The sequence below is a fragment of the Pedobacter gandavensis genome (assembly GCF_032678745.1).
Classification (GTDB): Bacteria; Bacteroidota; Bacteroidia; order Sphingobacteriales; family Sphingobacteriaceae; genus Pedobacter; species Pedobacter gandavensis_C.
In genome coordinates this window covers 207393-223624 of record NZ_JAVTST010000001.1, presented here as the reverse complement: position 1 = coordinate 223624, position 16232 = coordinate 207393, and the positions used below count along the sequence as shown (strand labels likewise).

At 39.7% G+C, this 16232-nt stretch carries 9 protein-coding genes; 4 read left to right on the top strand and 5 right to left on the bottom strand.

Features of this window, described 5'->3' with window-relative positions; all coding sequences use genetic code 11:
- Positions 1 to 148 precede the first annotated feature (148 nt).
- From R2S10_RS00855 to R2S10_RS00840, 4 genes are all read left to right on the top strand, one after another.
- Complete coding sequence (locus tag R2S10_RS00855) at positions 149 to 1204, top strand: PLP-dependent cysteine synthase family protein (RefSeq protein WP_316838530.1); 1056 nt, start codon at positions 149 to 151, stop codon at positions 1202 to 1204.
- 33 nt (positions 1205 to 1237) lie between these two features.
- Entirely contained in the window at positions 1238 to 2953 is a 1716-nt protein-coding gene (locus tag R2S10_RS00850) for a protein-disulfide reductase DsbD family protein (protein ID WP_316838529.1), read from the top strand.
- 149 nt (positions 2954 to 3102) lie between these two features.
- Positions 3103 to 4833 carry a tetratricopeptide repeat protein gene (locus tag R2S10_RS00845; RefSeq protein ID WP_316838528.1) on the top strand — a complete coding sequence of 577 codons (1731 nt, stop codon included), beginning with the start codon at positions 3103 to 3105 and terminating at the stop codon, positions 4831 to 4833.
- Positions 4834 to 5027: 194 nt separating this feature from the next.
- The gene (locus R2S10_RS00840) at positions 5028 to 6032 is read left to right on the top strand and encodes an AraC family transcriptional regulator (RefSeq protein WP_316838527.1); all 1005 of its coding nucleotides are present in this window, start codon (positions 5028 to 5030) and stop codon (positions 6030 to 6032) included.
- Positions 6033 to 6155: 123 nt separating this feature from the next.
- Here the strand turns inward: R2S10_RS00840 and R2S10_RS00835 are convergent, their stop codons facing one another.
- From R2S10_RS00835 to R2S10_RS00815, 5 genes are all read right to left on the bottom strand, one after another.
- On the bottom strand, positions 6156 to 7937 hold the full coding sequence (locus R2S10_RS00835) for a TlpA disulfide reductase family protein (protein ID WP_316838526.1): 1782 nt from the start codon (positions 7935 to 7937) through the stop codon (positions 6156 to 6158).
- Between the two features lie 34 nt (positions 7938 to 7971).
- Positions 7972 to 9369: a TlpA disulfide reductase family protein gene (locus R2S10_RS00830; protein ID WP_316838525.1), complete on the bottom strand. Its 1398-nt coding sequence runs from the start codon at positions 9367 to 9369 to the stop codon at positions 7972 to 7974.
- A 70-nt stretch (positions 9370 to 9439) separates the two neighbouring features.
- The gene (locus R2S10_RS00825; protein ID WP_316838524.1) at positions 9440 to 11953 is read right to left on the bottom strand and encodes a zinc-dependent metalloprotease; all 2514 of its coding nucleotides are present in this window, start codon (positions 11951 to 11953) and stop codon (positions 9440 to 9442) included.
- A 38-nt stretch (positions 11954 to 11991) separates the two neighbouring features.
- On the bottom strand, positions 11992 to 14487 hold the full coding sequence (locus R2S10_RS00820; protein ID WP_316838523.1) for a zinc-dependent metalloprotease: 2496 nt from the start codon (positions 14485 to 14487) through the stop codon (positions 11992 to 11994).
- A 68-nt stretch (positions 14488 to 14555) separates the two neighbouring features.
- On the bottom strand, positions 14556 to 16229 hold the full coding sequence (locus tag R2S10_RS00815; protein WP_182952669.1) for a PKD-like family lipoprotein: 1674 nt from the start codon (positions 16227 to 16229) through the stop codon (positions 14556 to 14558).
- Positions 16230 to 16232 lie beyond the last annotated feature (3 nt).

Here is a 16232-nt window from a genome sequence, read left to right as displayed (position 1 = left end):
ACAGTTATAGCACATTTTAGATATCCTTAATCAGCAAAAAGATAGCTATATATTACTTTTTCCGTTAAAAAAACGGAAGATACGCATATCCATTGTGTATTAAAAGGAATATATAGAGTTTTGACCATCACTAAATTTTAAATAAGCGATGATAGCTGAACTTAATGTGCCAGCCTGTTTAACTACAGATTTGGCTAACAAATTCAAAAACCTTACCCATTTGATCGGTAATACCCCTATGTTGGAACTTCAATATACCTACAAAGGGAAACCCGGAAAAATCTATGTAAAATGCGAACATTACAACCTTACCGGAAGTATTAAAGATCGCATGGCCCTGAACATCATGTATGAGGCCTATAACAACTGTACAATCCGTCCTGGGGACACCATTATTGAAGCTACGAGTGGAAATACAGGAATTGCTTTTGCAGCAATTGGTACCGCTTTAGGTCACCCGGTAAAGATCATTATGCCGAACTGGTTAAGCAAAGAAAGAATAGACATCATCAAAAGTCTTGGTGCTGAAGTAGTTTTGATCAGCAAAGAAGAAGGTGGTTTTCTAGGCAGTATCAAATTGTGTGAAGAACTTGCTCAAAATGGCAATGTATTCTTACCTCAGCAGTTTGAGAATAAATACAATGAACAGGCACACGAAAAAACTACTGGTCAGGAAATCTGGGAGCAATTGCAGAGCAGAAACCTGATTCCTGATGCTTTTGTAGCAGGTGTAGGCACTGGTGGTACGGTAATGGGCGTTGGAAAACGATTAAAAGCGCATCAGCCAAACATCAAGATCCATCCATTAGAGCCGGCAGAAAGTCCGACTTTAACTACAGGATATAAAGTTGGTAGTCATAGAATCCAGGGCATTTCTGATGAATTCATTCCACAGATTGTGAAACTTGAAAATCTTGACAGCGTGATTCAGGCGAATGATGGTGATTCCATCATCATGGCTCAAAAGCTAGCCAAAGAACTAGGTCTGGCGGTAGGAATTTCTTCAGGAGCCAATGTGATTGGTGCCATTAAATTACAACAGGAATTAGGTGCTGATGCAGTAGTAGTGACCCTACTTTCTGATAGCAATAAAAAATACCTGAGTACAGATTTAGTAAAAGAAGAGCCAATCAAGGACTCTTATATCTCTACAGACACTATGTTTACCGGTTTCGATCCGATATGCAGACTTTCCGAAAAATAAACCTAAGCGACAGCACTAAATAAGATTAGAAAAATGACTTATCCAATAGCCATTAAAACATTCATTCTAGGGATACTATTCTCTATGCTATCCTTTAGTTCCTTGCTGGCACAAGAAGCAGAAGAATTGCCTTCCGACTTAACTTTTACAGAAATCGGCGCAGATTCTGCAGCAGTTAGTCCTGCAGATACCCTTGCGACTACCACACCAGCAACAACTGAGGTTAAAACTGATTCCAGCAGTAAAGCTACAGTGCAGATCACTGAAGACAGCAGCAAAACAGCTGAAAGCAATAACGCCGAAAAAACACTTTGGGATACTTTTATCGCAGGTTTAGCAGGTGGTTTCATCGCCTTCCTGATGCCTTGTATTTTCCCTATGGTTCCACTTACTGTGAGTTACTTTACAAAACGTGCCGGTAGCAGACAAAAAGGAATCAGTCAGGCCATTATTTATGGTTTATCCATTATTGTCATTTATGTAGCACTTGGTTTGCTGATTACGGTGATCTTTGGTTCAGCTATGCTGAACGAATTGAGCAGCAGTGGTTGGTTCAACCTCGCCTTCTTTATCTTACTCCTTGTATTTGCAGTATCTTTCTTTGGTGCATTCGAAATCACCTTGCCTAGCTCATTGGTGAATAAAATCGACCAGAAAGCGGATAACAGTAAAGGTTTAGGCGGCATTTTCTTTATGGCGGCTTCTCTTGCACTGGTTTCCTTCTCTTGTACAGGACCGATTATCGGTACCTTATTGGTACAGGCGAGTTCAAAAGGCGAATTGCTGGCTCCTGCAATAGGGATGTTTGGCTTTGCACTGGCCCTTGCCCTACCCTTTACCATTTCGGCTATTTTCCCTGGATTTTTAAACAGCATGCCTAAATCAGGTGGCTGGTTGAATACCATTAAAGTATGTCTGGGTTTCCTGGAGTTGGCATTGGCATTGAAGTTTTTGTCGGCCGCAGATCTAGTATGGCACTGGCAATGGTTTGACAGAGAGATTTTCCTTGCGCTGTGGATCGTGATCTTCTTCCTGATGGGTATTTATATCCTTGGTAAGCTGAAGTTTTCACACGATAGTGATGTTCCTTTTGTATCGGTTCCAAGATTGTTCTTCGCGATTATTTCTTTCGCATTTGCGATCTATATTGTTCCCGGACTTTGGGGCGCTCCAGTAAATGTATTGAGTGGTTTAGCTCCGCCAATGAACACCCAGGACTTTATCCTGACCGGAGGCGGTTCTTCAGCAGCTGTTTCAACACCTACAGATTTCCCTGCCAAAGTAAAATACAGTGAGGTATTGAAAGCCCCAATCGGCTTTAACCCTTTCTTTGACTTAGATGAAGGTGTTGCTTATGCTAAAAAAGTAAATAAACCGATCCTGATCGACTTTACCGGTCATGCTTGCGTGAACTGCAGGAAGATGGAAGATAAGGTATGGACCGATCCACAAGTAGCTAAAATCATCAAAGAAGAGTATGTATTGATTCAATTGTATGTAGATGAAAGAAACATCAAGATGCCTAAAGAAAAAGTACATTATTCGGAAGTATTGAGAACCAATACAGACGATTTAGGTAGATGGAATGGAGATTTCCAGGCTACGAAATATGTATCGAACAGTCAGCCATTTTATGTGCTTGCTGGTCATGACTTGAATCCACTTGTAAAGCCTCAGGGAGCGATCTTTGATGCGACTGAATACTTAGCTTACCTAAAAAGCGGAGTAGAAAGTTTTCATAAGAAATAATTCAATAAACGGTTAATAGTTAAAATAGGGCCGGTTTGTTACCGGCCTTATTTATTTACAATAATAAACGCATACCAATAGCTCCTTCTTCCTTTAGAAAGTTCTTAAAAATTATCCTTAATACAATATTTTCGGATAATCAGATTAAGATGCGTAGTTTTAAGATTTCCAAATTCTATTTAGTGATTTTTACTATTCCCATGAAAGCCTTCCCGGCAAGAATAACCCGGTTTTTACGCAGCAAGCATTTCCTTGCCCTGGCCGTTATTTTATGCGCTTTCTTAAATACTAAGGCACAAATCTCCAAACAGGATAGTTTGAAAGCTTTGCTAAAGCAGAGCAACAATATAGAGGAACAGTACAAGCTGAATTCGGAACTGACGAGGATGATTACCAGAACGAAACCAGCATTGGCATTACCTTATGCTGAAGAGGCTTTAAAACTTGCCAGTAAACTCAATTCCGATTCTCTGATCCACAAAGCAAATTTAAATCTAGCTACGGTCTATTTTCGTCTTGAAAATTTCCCAAAATCCTTACAACTTTACTATAGTGTAATTCACAGTTTAGAGAAAAACCCTATCCCTGATCTACTATTTACCGCTTATGTAAATTCGGGCAATATCAACATCATACAGGCCGATTATAAAACCGGAATTGCCAAATATACCAAGGCGTTGGAGTATTTACCACCTAATACTAAGACCAACCTGGAGAAAAAAGCAGGACTACTCAATAACATTGGCGGTTCTTATAAAGAAATCAAAGCGTATGACAAGGCGCTAAAGTATCTGAATGAGGCCTTGAAATTGAGTAAACAGATTAACGATCAAAGCAATATTGCCAATGTTTTAAACAACCAGGGACTGATTTATCAGAAAACTGGTAAAAATGAGCAAGCACTAAAATACTTTCTGGAAGCCATGGAGATCAGGAAGCAGACTAAAGACACCCTAGGTTTAGCGACGTCCAACTACAGATTAGGACAATATTACTATAGTCTTAAAGATTATAAAACTGCCGAAAGCTATTTAAAAAAAGTAACCGGCCTAAAAAAAGATGCAGGTTTATTGAATTTACTGAATCAATCTTCCTTGTATCTGTATAAATTATATAAAGCGGAATCCAATTATGAAGCTGCGCTGGCAGCCCTTGAAATCTTTAAAGACACCAACGATAGTTTGTATAGTGAAGCAAGGACACGAAAAATTGCCCAATTGGAAATGCAATTTGAATTTGACCGTATGCAGCATGAACAGGAAACCAGGCAACGGGAAAAAGATTTATACAGCTGGATGATTGGAATTAGCCTTGCCCTATTGTTGGTGATCATTACCCTTCTTTACTTTTTACAGAAGAACAAAGCCAGGAGGTCGCAGCTAAAACAAGCTCATTTACAATTAGAAAAGAAAAGTCTGGAGAAGGATATTGAATTAAAAGACAAAGAACTGACCACACAGGTATTACATCTGGTTCAAAAAAACGAACTCATCAATGTGATCTCAGAAAAGCTGATGGACATCAAGGAAACCTTGGGGAAAGAGTCGCATACGGCAGTTCAAAAAGTCATTACCGATCTGCAGTCTAACCTGCAACCTGAACTTTTAAATGAATTTAAGCTGAGGTTCCAGCACATCCATAATGATTTCTTTGAAAAACTAAACGAACAGTTTCCCAACCTTAGTCCGAGTGAATTGAGGCTATGTGCCTTTTTAAAACTGAACCTCACTACCAAAGAGATTTCAGCAATAACCAACATCAGTCCTAAGTCCATTGAAATCGCCAGAACGCGTTTACGCAAGAAATTAAATTTAACAGGAACAGATACCAATCTAGTGATCTTCCTGGCACAGCTGGACCAGAGTTCCGGTTCAAAATAAAAACCTTCAGCCAAGGCGATTTCATCGCCATTTTAACAGGAAAAGAGTTAGTAGTGCTAAAAAACCGCTCAAAACGCAAATAAAAGCAGTTTTGTAGTGGTTTTGTAATGGTCGTTTTTTCCTTATTCCAGGATTAAAGCCCTTATTTAGCATCAGCAATTCCAACCAAACCAAACAACCATTATTAAAGAACCATGGAGAATATTAAACACGAAGATGACTTCTTTGAGAAAAAACATATCACTGTACCTACAGCGGTAATCAATGAATATGTTAAAAATAAGTTTTTCAGAAATGCGCTCTATATCACAGAAATTGGCTCTCATATTACCACCACAGCTTCTTACCAAATGAAGCAAAGCAACTGTCCTGATTATGTCTTGCTTTACTGCCTGGCAGGAAAAGGACAGTGTGAAACAGGAACTGAAGTTTTTAGCCTTGAAGCTAATCAATTCATGTTCCTGTCTCCTCAGCAATTTTTTCATTTTCAGGCAAAGCCTGAAAATCCATGTAGCCTATACTGGATACATTTTAATGGACAAATGGTTGATGAATTAAAAACGACCTACGATTTACAACAGTTCAGGACACCTGCTCCATTGCCCCTTTCTAATCAGGTGACCAGCACCTGGCAAAAAATTCATTCCTGTTTAACGGATGGTTTTGCCTTAGAGAATATTGGTTATGCAAACCTCAATTTATACCATTTGATCTCTTTGTTGCTATTTGTTAATAAGCCGATTAAAAAAGGTCAAAAACAGGAAGAAAATATACAGCAGGATGAAGACCAGCTGGAACAATCTATTGTATTCATGAAGGAAAACCTACACAAACCATTGAGTGTTGAGGTGATTTCCAAGGAATTCAATTACTCTTCTTCCCATTACTCTACCCTTTTTAAACAGAAAACGGGGCTTTCCCCTATCGACTACCTTATCCGATTAAAAATTCAGCATGCCTGCCAGTTGCTAAATAAAAGCAACTTAATCATTAAAGAGGTGGCGCAGAAAGTGGGTTATGATGATCCATTTTACTTCTCCCGTATCTTCAAGAAGATCACCGGAAAATCACCTGTAGAATATAAAGGAGGATTGAAAATTAAACCGGCCATGCCAAAAACAACTTACAGCACTTCGAACTGGTCTGTTAATGAGCTGCTTTCCAAATTTACCCCAGAACAAACCTATCAGATTTATTAAGCATCGTCCAGCTCTGGACAGCTGCTATTCAATCAAATAAACCTCTCCCCTCAAACCAAAAGGCCTGTATCAGATAATGATACAGGCCTTCTAGCTTAAACTTATATTTTCGAATCACCAATACTATACTCCTTTATTCAACTCCCGGTCGATATAGGTTTTCAGTTTTACTTTATCCTCTGGTAAAGGACAACGTACTTCTACCCAATTCCCCTGCTTATCTATCAACAGGAAACGTGGAATAGCGTTAATCTTATATTTCTGGGCAAAAGACTTACCTGAAAAATCGATCAGCTGAACCCCATGAAGTTCCTTCTCTTTGATCATATCCAGCCATTTTTGTTTTGCCGATTCAGCGTCAACAGAGATTCCGATAAAAACAATATTGTCATTTCCTTTATAGGCTTCTTCTACTTCTTTAAGGAAGGGCATTTGCGCTTTACATGGACCACACCAGGTAGCCCAGACATCAATTAGCACCACTTTACCCTTAAAGTCCTTCATAGAGGCTGCTTTACCATTTACATCTTGTAAAACAAAATCATAAGCAGATTTACCAATAAAAGCCGTATCAGGCGCAAATTGATGGAGTACATTGTCATACTTCTTTTTCACAGAAGCCGGTTTTGCATACTTTGCAAAGGGCAGAAACGCAGCCTTAAACTCACTATAATTCACCACATTGAGTTCTTCCAGCTGTGATTTTAATAAATATGATTTTAGGGTTTCGTTTGGAACCGCCGCCATCATCACCTGTAATTTCCCAGCATCCCCTAATTTTGCTCTTTTTGCTTCATCAAGGCCGTTCAGACTAAACTTAGCCGCAAGATTCAGGTATTCATTACCTTCCCCAAGCTGTAGTAAATCAGCTGAAGTCACTTTATTCTGATCTAGAATCTCCTTATAAGGGGCTGATACGTTAGAGAATTCTTTAGCTGGTAACCAGAATAAATGTTTCTTACCTCCCTGATAGAGCATAGAGCGCAGGGCGATTAAACTGTTATCCATGCGGGCAACTGTCAAAAACTGCTGATTAAAAGCGGAATTGGAACTATTCGCTTGTTGTAAAAATGCTTTTATCTTTGGTTGTAAAGCCTGATAACTACTATTGAAAGCCGCAGAATCTACGATAGCCTTACTCCGTTGCTCCAAATTATAGCCATAACCTGTTACAGGAAGTATCAGTTCAGTCCAGTCAGCCAGGATTTTGTTTTCTGCAGTAGTTTTTACCCAGTCTGTTTTTACAGCAAATGGGCCATCCACATTCAAAACAATTTGATCATTTGGCTTCAGGTACAAGCGTTTTTTCCATCTGGTTGTAGACAGGTAATAGAAGCCCGGACTTTGTACCGGCATTAAAAAGGTAAAATTAGGCTGCTCTTTTTCTACATTAAAGCCGGCTACTTTCTCCAAACGTCCTTCTACTACTTTCTCTATTAACAGCTCGCCACCAAGCTTCCAATTTAGCAGCTTTCCAGTAATACTTACAGTTTGGGATTTAAGGTTCTGTTTTTGAATGACCATTCCCTTTGATGTTTTCCCGTCAAATTCAGCAGGATTCAGGCTGAGCTGCATATTTTGATTTGGCTTCAGTTTTAATGGAAAATTAGCCACAAAATCACGTTCCAATCTCAAATGTCCCATTTTCATAATCGTTACCTGCAATTGATAACTTGCCTCAGGACGATAAGGTATGGCTAAGAAAAACCTGCTATTTTCGGGATTTAGTACATAACTGGTCACCATGCTCTTTTTTCCGGCGATGTCGCTCCAAACCACAATTTCAGCATGCTTTTTCTGAGTAAGCAGGCCACTTAGGTTCAGCATCTCTGATTGTGCAAAAGCGCTAATTGCTAATATCTGGCAAAGAAAAGCAAAGGTAAAGACCTTAAGATATTGCTTCATATTTCTGTTTTTTATTCGATTCATAGCCCTATTGTTAGTTGGCAGCTGCCAGCGTTCGGTCGATTAATTTTTTAAATTCTGGGTTGGAAGGCATTGGTGCATCTACGGTTACAATATTTCCTTTACGATCAAATACTAAAAAACGAGGGATACCACCAATTTTATAGTACTGCTGGATCGAGGATGTGGCATCTGATATCAGTTCCAAACTGGAGAACCCATTCTTTTTCACAAAACCTTTCCAAATATCCGATCTGTTGATCCCATCTACAGATACCCCAATAAATACAATATCATTTCTGTCGTGATAACCTTGTTCAATTTTACCCATAATCGGTTTTTCCTTCAAACAAGGGGCGCACCACATGGCCCACATATCGATAATCACCACTTTACCTTTGAAGTCGGATAATTTGTGGATTTTATCATTCACATCCTTCAGCTCAAAATTATATCCTGGCGTTCCTTTAGCAAAGAGATAAAGGTCTTCATAACGCTTCTCATACGCCTTTTTCATCTCCGCTGAAGCAAACAATGCTTTATAAGGTTGTACATTACTTACAAAATCTTCGTATTTAGTAATATTTTTCATCCGATCTGCCAAATACACCACTTTCACATCAGCATTACCTATCAAAGGCGTATTTTCAGCAAAAAAGAAAGGGTTCAAATCTTTCCCGCTTTTAACTTTATTAAATTTCCAAAAAGCAAAAACATAATGGAGCATTTGCATCCCATTTTCCGAATTCAGCAATGCAGGATTGTTAATGATATTCTTATTCAATAATGGTTTGTAAAAGTCTTGTACGCTTGCTGTGCTGTCGTAGCTGGTATTTAATCTTCGTCCAAAACCAAAGTAATTAGCTGCCAATAGATACTTAAGATCAGTTCCTACTTTATCAACCAGCCATTGATTGAAATGAACGTTTTTGGTCTTGTGTTTTTGCAAAAATGAGGTTGAGTATTGCTCAAAAGCCTTATACTTAGCATAAGACTGATCCTTTTTAATCCATACCGTCTCACTGTACTTGTTAAAGGCAGCCATATAGTCTTTTAAATACAGTGTTTCTGTATTTGGCTTTTCAATGATACAAGAGTCGTAGTCAAGAGATAGAGAACCCAGGTAGAAATCAACTTTTTTCTCCTCCCCTTCTTTCAGATAAATGACATGCTTAAATCCGGAGCCTTTTCCTCCGGCCTTTCTGAAAAAATATGCCCCTTCTTTTACATTTACTACAAATTTACAAGTTCCATTTTCATCCGGACGCTGAAAGCCCAGGCTATGGGCATCACCATCTTTCAACTGATATAAGAACAACCCGCTTTGTGATTTACCATAAACCTTACAGTTGATCACCGCCTTTCCTGTAGCCGAATGGACTTCAAAAACGCAGCATGCGCACAATAATAAGAATGCCAGTAATTTTTTCATGATCTTCTTTATATAGCACTCCATATTTCGCCAAGCAGCAAAATATGGAGTAGCTAGTGTATATTATAATTTATTTCCCGTCAAAACGTTTATTCAAGCCATTTTTGATGCGGTTTGCTACGAATAATAAATGTGATTTCGAATCCTCATCTGTAGCAACTTTAGCCGCAGCTAAAATTTCTGTCCGCAGGTTTTCCAGGTGATAAGCTAAAACAGAAGCGATATCTGTGTTGACCGTAAATGGCAACATTTCTTCTGCCCCTGGTCCGCCGAACAATAGTCCTAAAGCATTAGTTCCAAGTTCAGCCTCTTTTACTGCTCTAAAAAGATTGTTTACATAAGCTTTCTGTACATCTCTACGGTACATGTCAATGGCAGTATTCGTCTTCAATTCCTTCCATACCCCTGTTTTCAAATCAGCTAAATATTCAGAGACAGAATAAGCATTGCCTCTACCAAAACGCTGTTCCGTAATATTTAGAGTATTGAATACGCGGTCACTGAACAACTGCTGCATGGTTCTGTCCTGTACCGTATGCACACCACCGTTACGAGTAGGATTCCCAATTTTATTTAGAATTTTTAGGTCCAATAACCAGTTAGGTGTATCAAAAACCTGTGCATTTAAAAATGCAACTGCTTCCTTTTGTGTTTCAATAGGGGTAACAGTGTAAACATCTCCAGGTTGGTCTGGATTTTTGTAGGTTTCATAAACACTGGCAATATTTTTCACCACATGACCTACATATCTTGCATACTGAGTGGCCACCTGAAGGTACATTTTTGTTTGATTCTGATATAAATCATTGTCTTCTTTTGTCCATTCCGGAAGATGCGCCAATACATATTTCAGATTTTTGATCCCGTATTCACTGGCTTTCATACTGTTATCACCTAAATCTTCAGACTGACAACGTGCATCGAAATTCATTCCTTCGCCACCAAACCACAATCTTGGATTTGCTTTCAGGCTATCAGTCACCCATTTAGAAACAATTTTATTATCCTCCAGGTCATCTTTGGCATCGATATAAGCATATCCCCATTTGATGGCCCATTTGTCATAATCATTGATGCGCGGCATGATCCCGGCAGTACTGATACTATCTTCAGGCTGAGCCACATAATTGAAACGGGCATAATCCATAATAGAGTTGGTATGTCCATGTGCTTCTACCCATTTCTTATCTCTTAATTTTTCCACTGGCGTACAGCTGCTGCTGCCCATATTGTGTCTTAAACCCAGGGTATGCCCCACCTCATGTGAGGATACAAAACGGATCAGCTCTCCCATCAGTTCATCACTAAACTTCATGGTACGGGCTCTAGGGTCGCTCGGACTAGCCTGAACCATGTACCAATCGTGTACTAAACTCATTACGTTATGGTACCAGCCAATATAACTCTGCAGGATCTCCCCGCTTCTTGGATCATGGATATTTGGTCCATAAGCATTAGGAACATCCGAAGGTAAATAGCGTAACACTTTATATCTTGCGTCTTCTAAACTCATGGTCGGATCATTTTCAGGCCATTCCTTACCAATAATCGCGTTCTTAAATCCTGCTGCTTTAAAAGCCTCATTCCAGTCATTAATACCTGCAATCAGGTACGGACGCCATTGTTTAGGAGTGGCCGGATCAAGGTAATATACAATAGGTACTTTGGGCTCTACCAATTCTCCTCTTTTATATTTAGCCATATCCTCAGCCTTAGGCTCCAGACGATAGCGCACGATAAATGATTTAGGACCAAAGTTTTGTTGAGTATCAGAAATTGGCTGATATGAATTCGCAAAATAACCTACCCTAAGGTCAAAATGACGAGGCATCATTGCCTTTTCCGGCATTAGAAAAATAGAGGTAGAAACCTCCATCGTAATGGCAGATCCAATTTTTGCGGCTTCGATTGCTGCAGGGGCACCTGGCTTAGGAACCGCAGCAGTAGCCGAATAAGTGCGCAACATCTTTAACTCTACGTTTGTAGGGTATGAGGCTACACTTTTCACATAACTTCTGTCGGCTGCCATAGCACCAATTGCTAATTTTGATTTTACCTCCGCACTCAACATCGTAAAGGAATTTTCCTTTTGCATAAAGTCGGTTGCATCAATTACAGAACTCTTTCCATCTTCTCCTTTGGCCTTAATGTCGAACACCATGGCAATCGGGTTTATGTTTGAGTTTGCTACTGCTTTTGAAATGGTGTTGGTAGAGTCTGCCTGTGTAACTACACTCACCACGCGCAGCATCATCTTACCGGAAAATCCTTTTTCAAAAGTAATGGTCTTGGTATTCATCAGCTCCCCTCCGTATTTAGGACTTCCTCCGGGAACTGTCACCAACCAATTCGTTACCAATAGCTCTCTCTTTAAGAGGGCGTCAGGAATCTCAAAGTAATACTTTTCCCCATTCTTATAAATGTTGATCATACCCATATTGCGTTCGGTGTCTTTGTTGACAATCGAACTGATGGGCTTGATTCCGGTTTTAAGGGAATCAGCTTTCTGCTGTTTACCCTTATCCTGTTGCGCCATTAGCGAATTACAGCATAATGCCAATAACCCAACATATATTAATTTCATTCTCATTACCAATATATTATTGTTCTAATAAATGTTTCTTATTTTTTATCCTGATCTAAATAGTTACCGATTTTAGCCGATACATATTTTAAATGTGCAATCATTACTGGGTCTGTATAAGCCGGAATGGCTGCATTACATTGATCCATCATGTTTTGCAAATGTCCACGGATGATCACCGGAACATCTGTACCTGTTAATTCTTCTACAAAGGGCTTCGTGAAATCAGGCAGTCTATCGCCTTCCTGTGCAGACTTAATCATATAAGCTACCGCAGTTTTTTGTAAAATACGTTTGTAACTATCTATTGGCTGCTTGCTTTTCAACTCAGCCCAAAGACCTTTGTTCAAATCCGTGAATAATTCATCAACAGTATAAACCTGTTCTTTTCCATAACGCAATGTGGCCGCATTCATTCTGAAAAGGCGGGCAGAACTGGTTAAATAAAGTAATGCATTATCCTGCATTTTCATATACTGTTCTTTCTTCGCAGGTTTTCTGAATTTATTCAGCACGTTTGGTTCAAAAATCCAGCTAGGTGTATTGAATACTTCCTTATTCAGGAAGGCCACTGCAGCTTTTTGATTGGCCTTAGAAACCGGCACGTAAACATCACCTTCTTCCTCAACGGTCTTTATTGTGGCATATACCCCACCAACAGTGGAATACACATGGCGTGTCAGAAAAGCAAACTGATCGCAAATGGTATAGTACAGATCTGAGGTATTGTAATAAGTTCCCTCATTGGTGGTTGTCCATTTCAACAAATTCGCCATGGCTACCTTTAAATTCTTTACACCGTATTCACTTGCTTTAACCGGATCATCTCCTAAATCTTCCCATTGTACATTTGGATTAATAGGATCACTAGGATTAGTACCCAGAATTGTGCCGTACGACAGACTGGAACCAGGTTTTACGTTATCAAGGATCCATTTCAAACGGATCTTTTTATCGCTTTCAAAATCTTTGGCACCGGTATAAGTGTATCCCCATTTGATGGCCCATTTATCATAATCTCCAATTCCTGGAATCAATCCTTTTCTTGAAATCTTGTCTTCCGGTTGTGCGACATAGTTATAGTAATTGAAGTCCATAATAGAGTGATTAAAAGGATTCTTTTCCAACCATTTTTTATCTCTCAATTTCGCTACCGGAATCGTAGAACTGCTCGCCAGGTTCTCCCTCAAACCAAGGGTCAAACCAATGTTACGAGAGATCTGAGCACGAATCAGGTCGCCCATTAATTCTGTACTGAACTTCATCGTCCTGCCGTTTGGATCTGCAGCTCCTGCCTGGACCATATACCAGTCGTGCAGGGTTTTGATCTGACTATGTGACCATCCCAGGTAGGATTGCAGGATTTCACCTGTACGTGGATCGCTCAGTTTAAGGCTTGAGCTAAATGGCGTCGCTGAAGGGAAATAACGCACTACTCTATAACGTGCATCTTCCAGATTCATCGACTCATCATGCTCAGGCCATTCTTTAGCGACAATCGCGTTTTTAAAACCAGCTGCTTTAAAGGCTTCATTCCAATCGGTAATACCGGAAATGATATATTTTCTCCATTGTTTCGGCGTTGCCGGATCAATATAATATACGATAGGTTCTTTTGGCTCCACCAACGCTCCTGCTTTATAACGGGCAAGATCCTGCGGTTTAACTTCCAGTCTGTTTTTAACAATAAAACGCTTCACATCAACCTGTTGCTGTGCATCAGAAAACACCTGATAACTCCCTGAAGCATAACCTACTCTAGGATCAGAAACCTGTACCGCCATTTGACTTTTAGGCATCACCATTACAGAGTTGCTAATTTCAAAAGTTACACCTACGCTTGCAGATGCTGCTGGTGCTGCCTCGCCATCCTCTGCAGGTTTCGCAGGGCCGGCTCCCATGCCATATGTTTTCAGAGATTTAATCTCAATATTTTCAGGATAAGCATTCATTGACAGGATCATGGACCTATCTGCTGCCGGAGCGCTTGTGCCCATTTGTTTCTTCATTTCAGGATTAAAGCCTGAAATCAGGTTGTCTTTCAGGAAAAAATCTCCGAATTCCACCACTGATGATTTATTATCCTTGCCTTTTGTTTTCAAGTCCAACACCATGATGATCGGATCAATCGTTGCATTTCTTAAAGCACGAGAAATCATATCCGTCTCATTACTCTGTGCAACGTTGGTAACCGCACGTACAAACAATTTATCATTTGGTGCTTTTTCGAAAGTGACGATCATCGCATTCATGATTTCTCCACCAAATCTTGGACTACCCGTAGCCACTTTAGATAAACGTGTGGTAAATAAAAATTCACGGCTCAACAAAGAATCAGGAATTTCAAAGTAATACTTATCGTCCACTTTATGCACCTTAAACAGGCCTGATTTGGAAATAGCTTTTCCCGAAATGATCTCATTATAAGCTTTCAATTTAGCAATTGCCGGTTTCTTCACTGCAGCAGAATCCTGCGCAAGGCCTGTCTCATATGCAAATAGTGCAAAAAGGAAAGGAACAAATTTTAACTTCATAAATTTTTACTTTATTGATGGTGATAATTTTAATGAATAGGTTTTATTTTGTGTGTGTTGTTTATGCTTTATCGACCCAATGCTTTTTTGAATGCAACATCTGTGATCTTCTCAAAACCGGTATATAGATCGGCTGGATTTGCCGCGGAACCAATGATATCGCCTGTTGAATTCAGATTAAAGAAATAGACCTTATGTCCTCCTCCACTGGCGCTTTCATCTGTAGCTATGACCAATACTTTCCCTTCTGTTGATGGGAAAGACGCTGGAACATATCCGGACTTAAATATTTTCATGACTTTGATCAGGGTACCGGAAGGAAAGGTCAATCCTGGTGCGGCACTGGAACCCGATAGCGTATTTACCTTGCAGGTGTAAACGCTGTTTTTATTCACATAATAAAATGCGCCTCCTGGTAGCGGTAAATAGGTTGGACAGGCGAATAAACTGGCCGTGTTAATACCCGGACAACTCGACTCTTTAAGGAAATATCGTCCTGTTTTGAAATTATTCAAATAGGCTATTCCTCTTGGAAACTGTACCAGGTAAGTACTATCGCTGTTATTGTTCCTGAAAAAGGTATTCCAGTAACCATTCGATGTGCTTAGAGGCTCTACATTTTCCGCATAAATCAAATTATGCTTCATATTGTTTAAGTCAAAACCTGAACCAGTGGTCGGATGTAAGTTTGCAGCAGTCCCGGTATAATTGGCAAAATGCTTGTTGGGAACATCAGGTAAGGAAGGGACGAAAGTTCCATTGTCGGCGCGAAGCATTAAAAAGCAATGGTTCGCTTGATCATACAGGGTAAAATAGCCATCACTATTGGACGAATTGATCACAAAAGGACTTAAACTAAAACTTCCAAAAAAAGGCGGGTTAAAATACAGAGGAGGTAATTTGATGGAAACAGCAGATACCTGACGGTAAGAAATCTGATGGTTATTGATCAGGTATTCCCAGCCACCAGCTGCCACCCCGGCAGCACTATTCAACTGAAAATTAATGATTCCGGGTTTAGCAACATACCAGTTTTCTGCTTTGGCAGAATCAGCAAAATCTGTACTTCTAACTTCCAGACCGCCATTCGGGTAAAAAAAGGAAACCTTTTGTATCCGCATTGGCGTAGCGTAATTGACCACATTCACTTTATAAGTACCCTTTGGTAGTTTATGCTGGTTAAAGGCCGAATATACATTATGGTAGACTTTCCCTTTTTGGGCGCCATCTCTTGTGGTGATCACGGACAGATCGGAAGCATCACTAGCTGCTTCTTCCTGTAATACCAACCAGCCTTCATTACCCCAAGGTGCTGCTGAAACATTCATTGCAAAATGCTTGTATAAAGAAACACCTGTTTTTTTATCCTTAAGCTGTACAACTAACCTGTACAAATTAGGGCCTAAAGTAATTTTGGTCTTTAACTCCTCCGTATTGCCAATTACAAATTGACCTGGATTGCCAATAGAAGCTTCTGCCTGGGTTACCATCCATTGGTAGTCAAACCCGGAAGCTGTACCGATCGTCTGGCTCAGTTTAAGCTTTACTTTCAGACTATCATTCTGGTTAAGGTCAATCGAATCGGCGGTAATGAAAACATTCCGGTCTACCTGATCAAGATCCACTGCAATATTTACCACATTTGGATCCTGATATTCATAATTTCCCTTATCCTTATAGCAACCCATCATCAATAGGGTTATTAGAATCGAAGTCAGGAATAGCTTTATATTTTTTTTCATGTG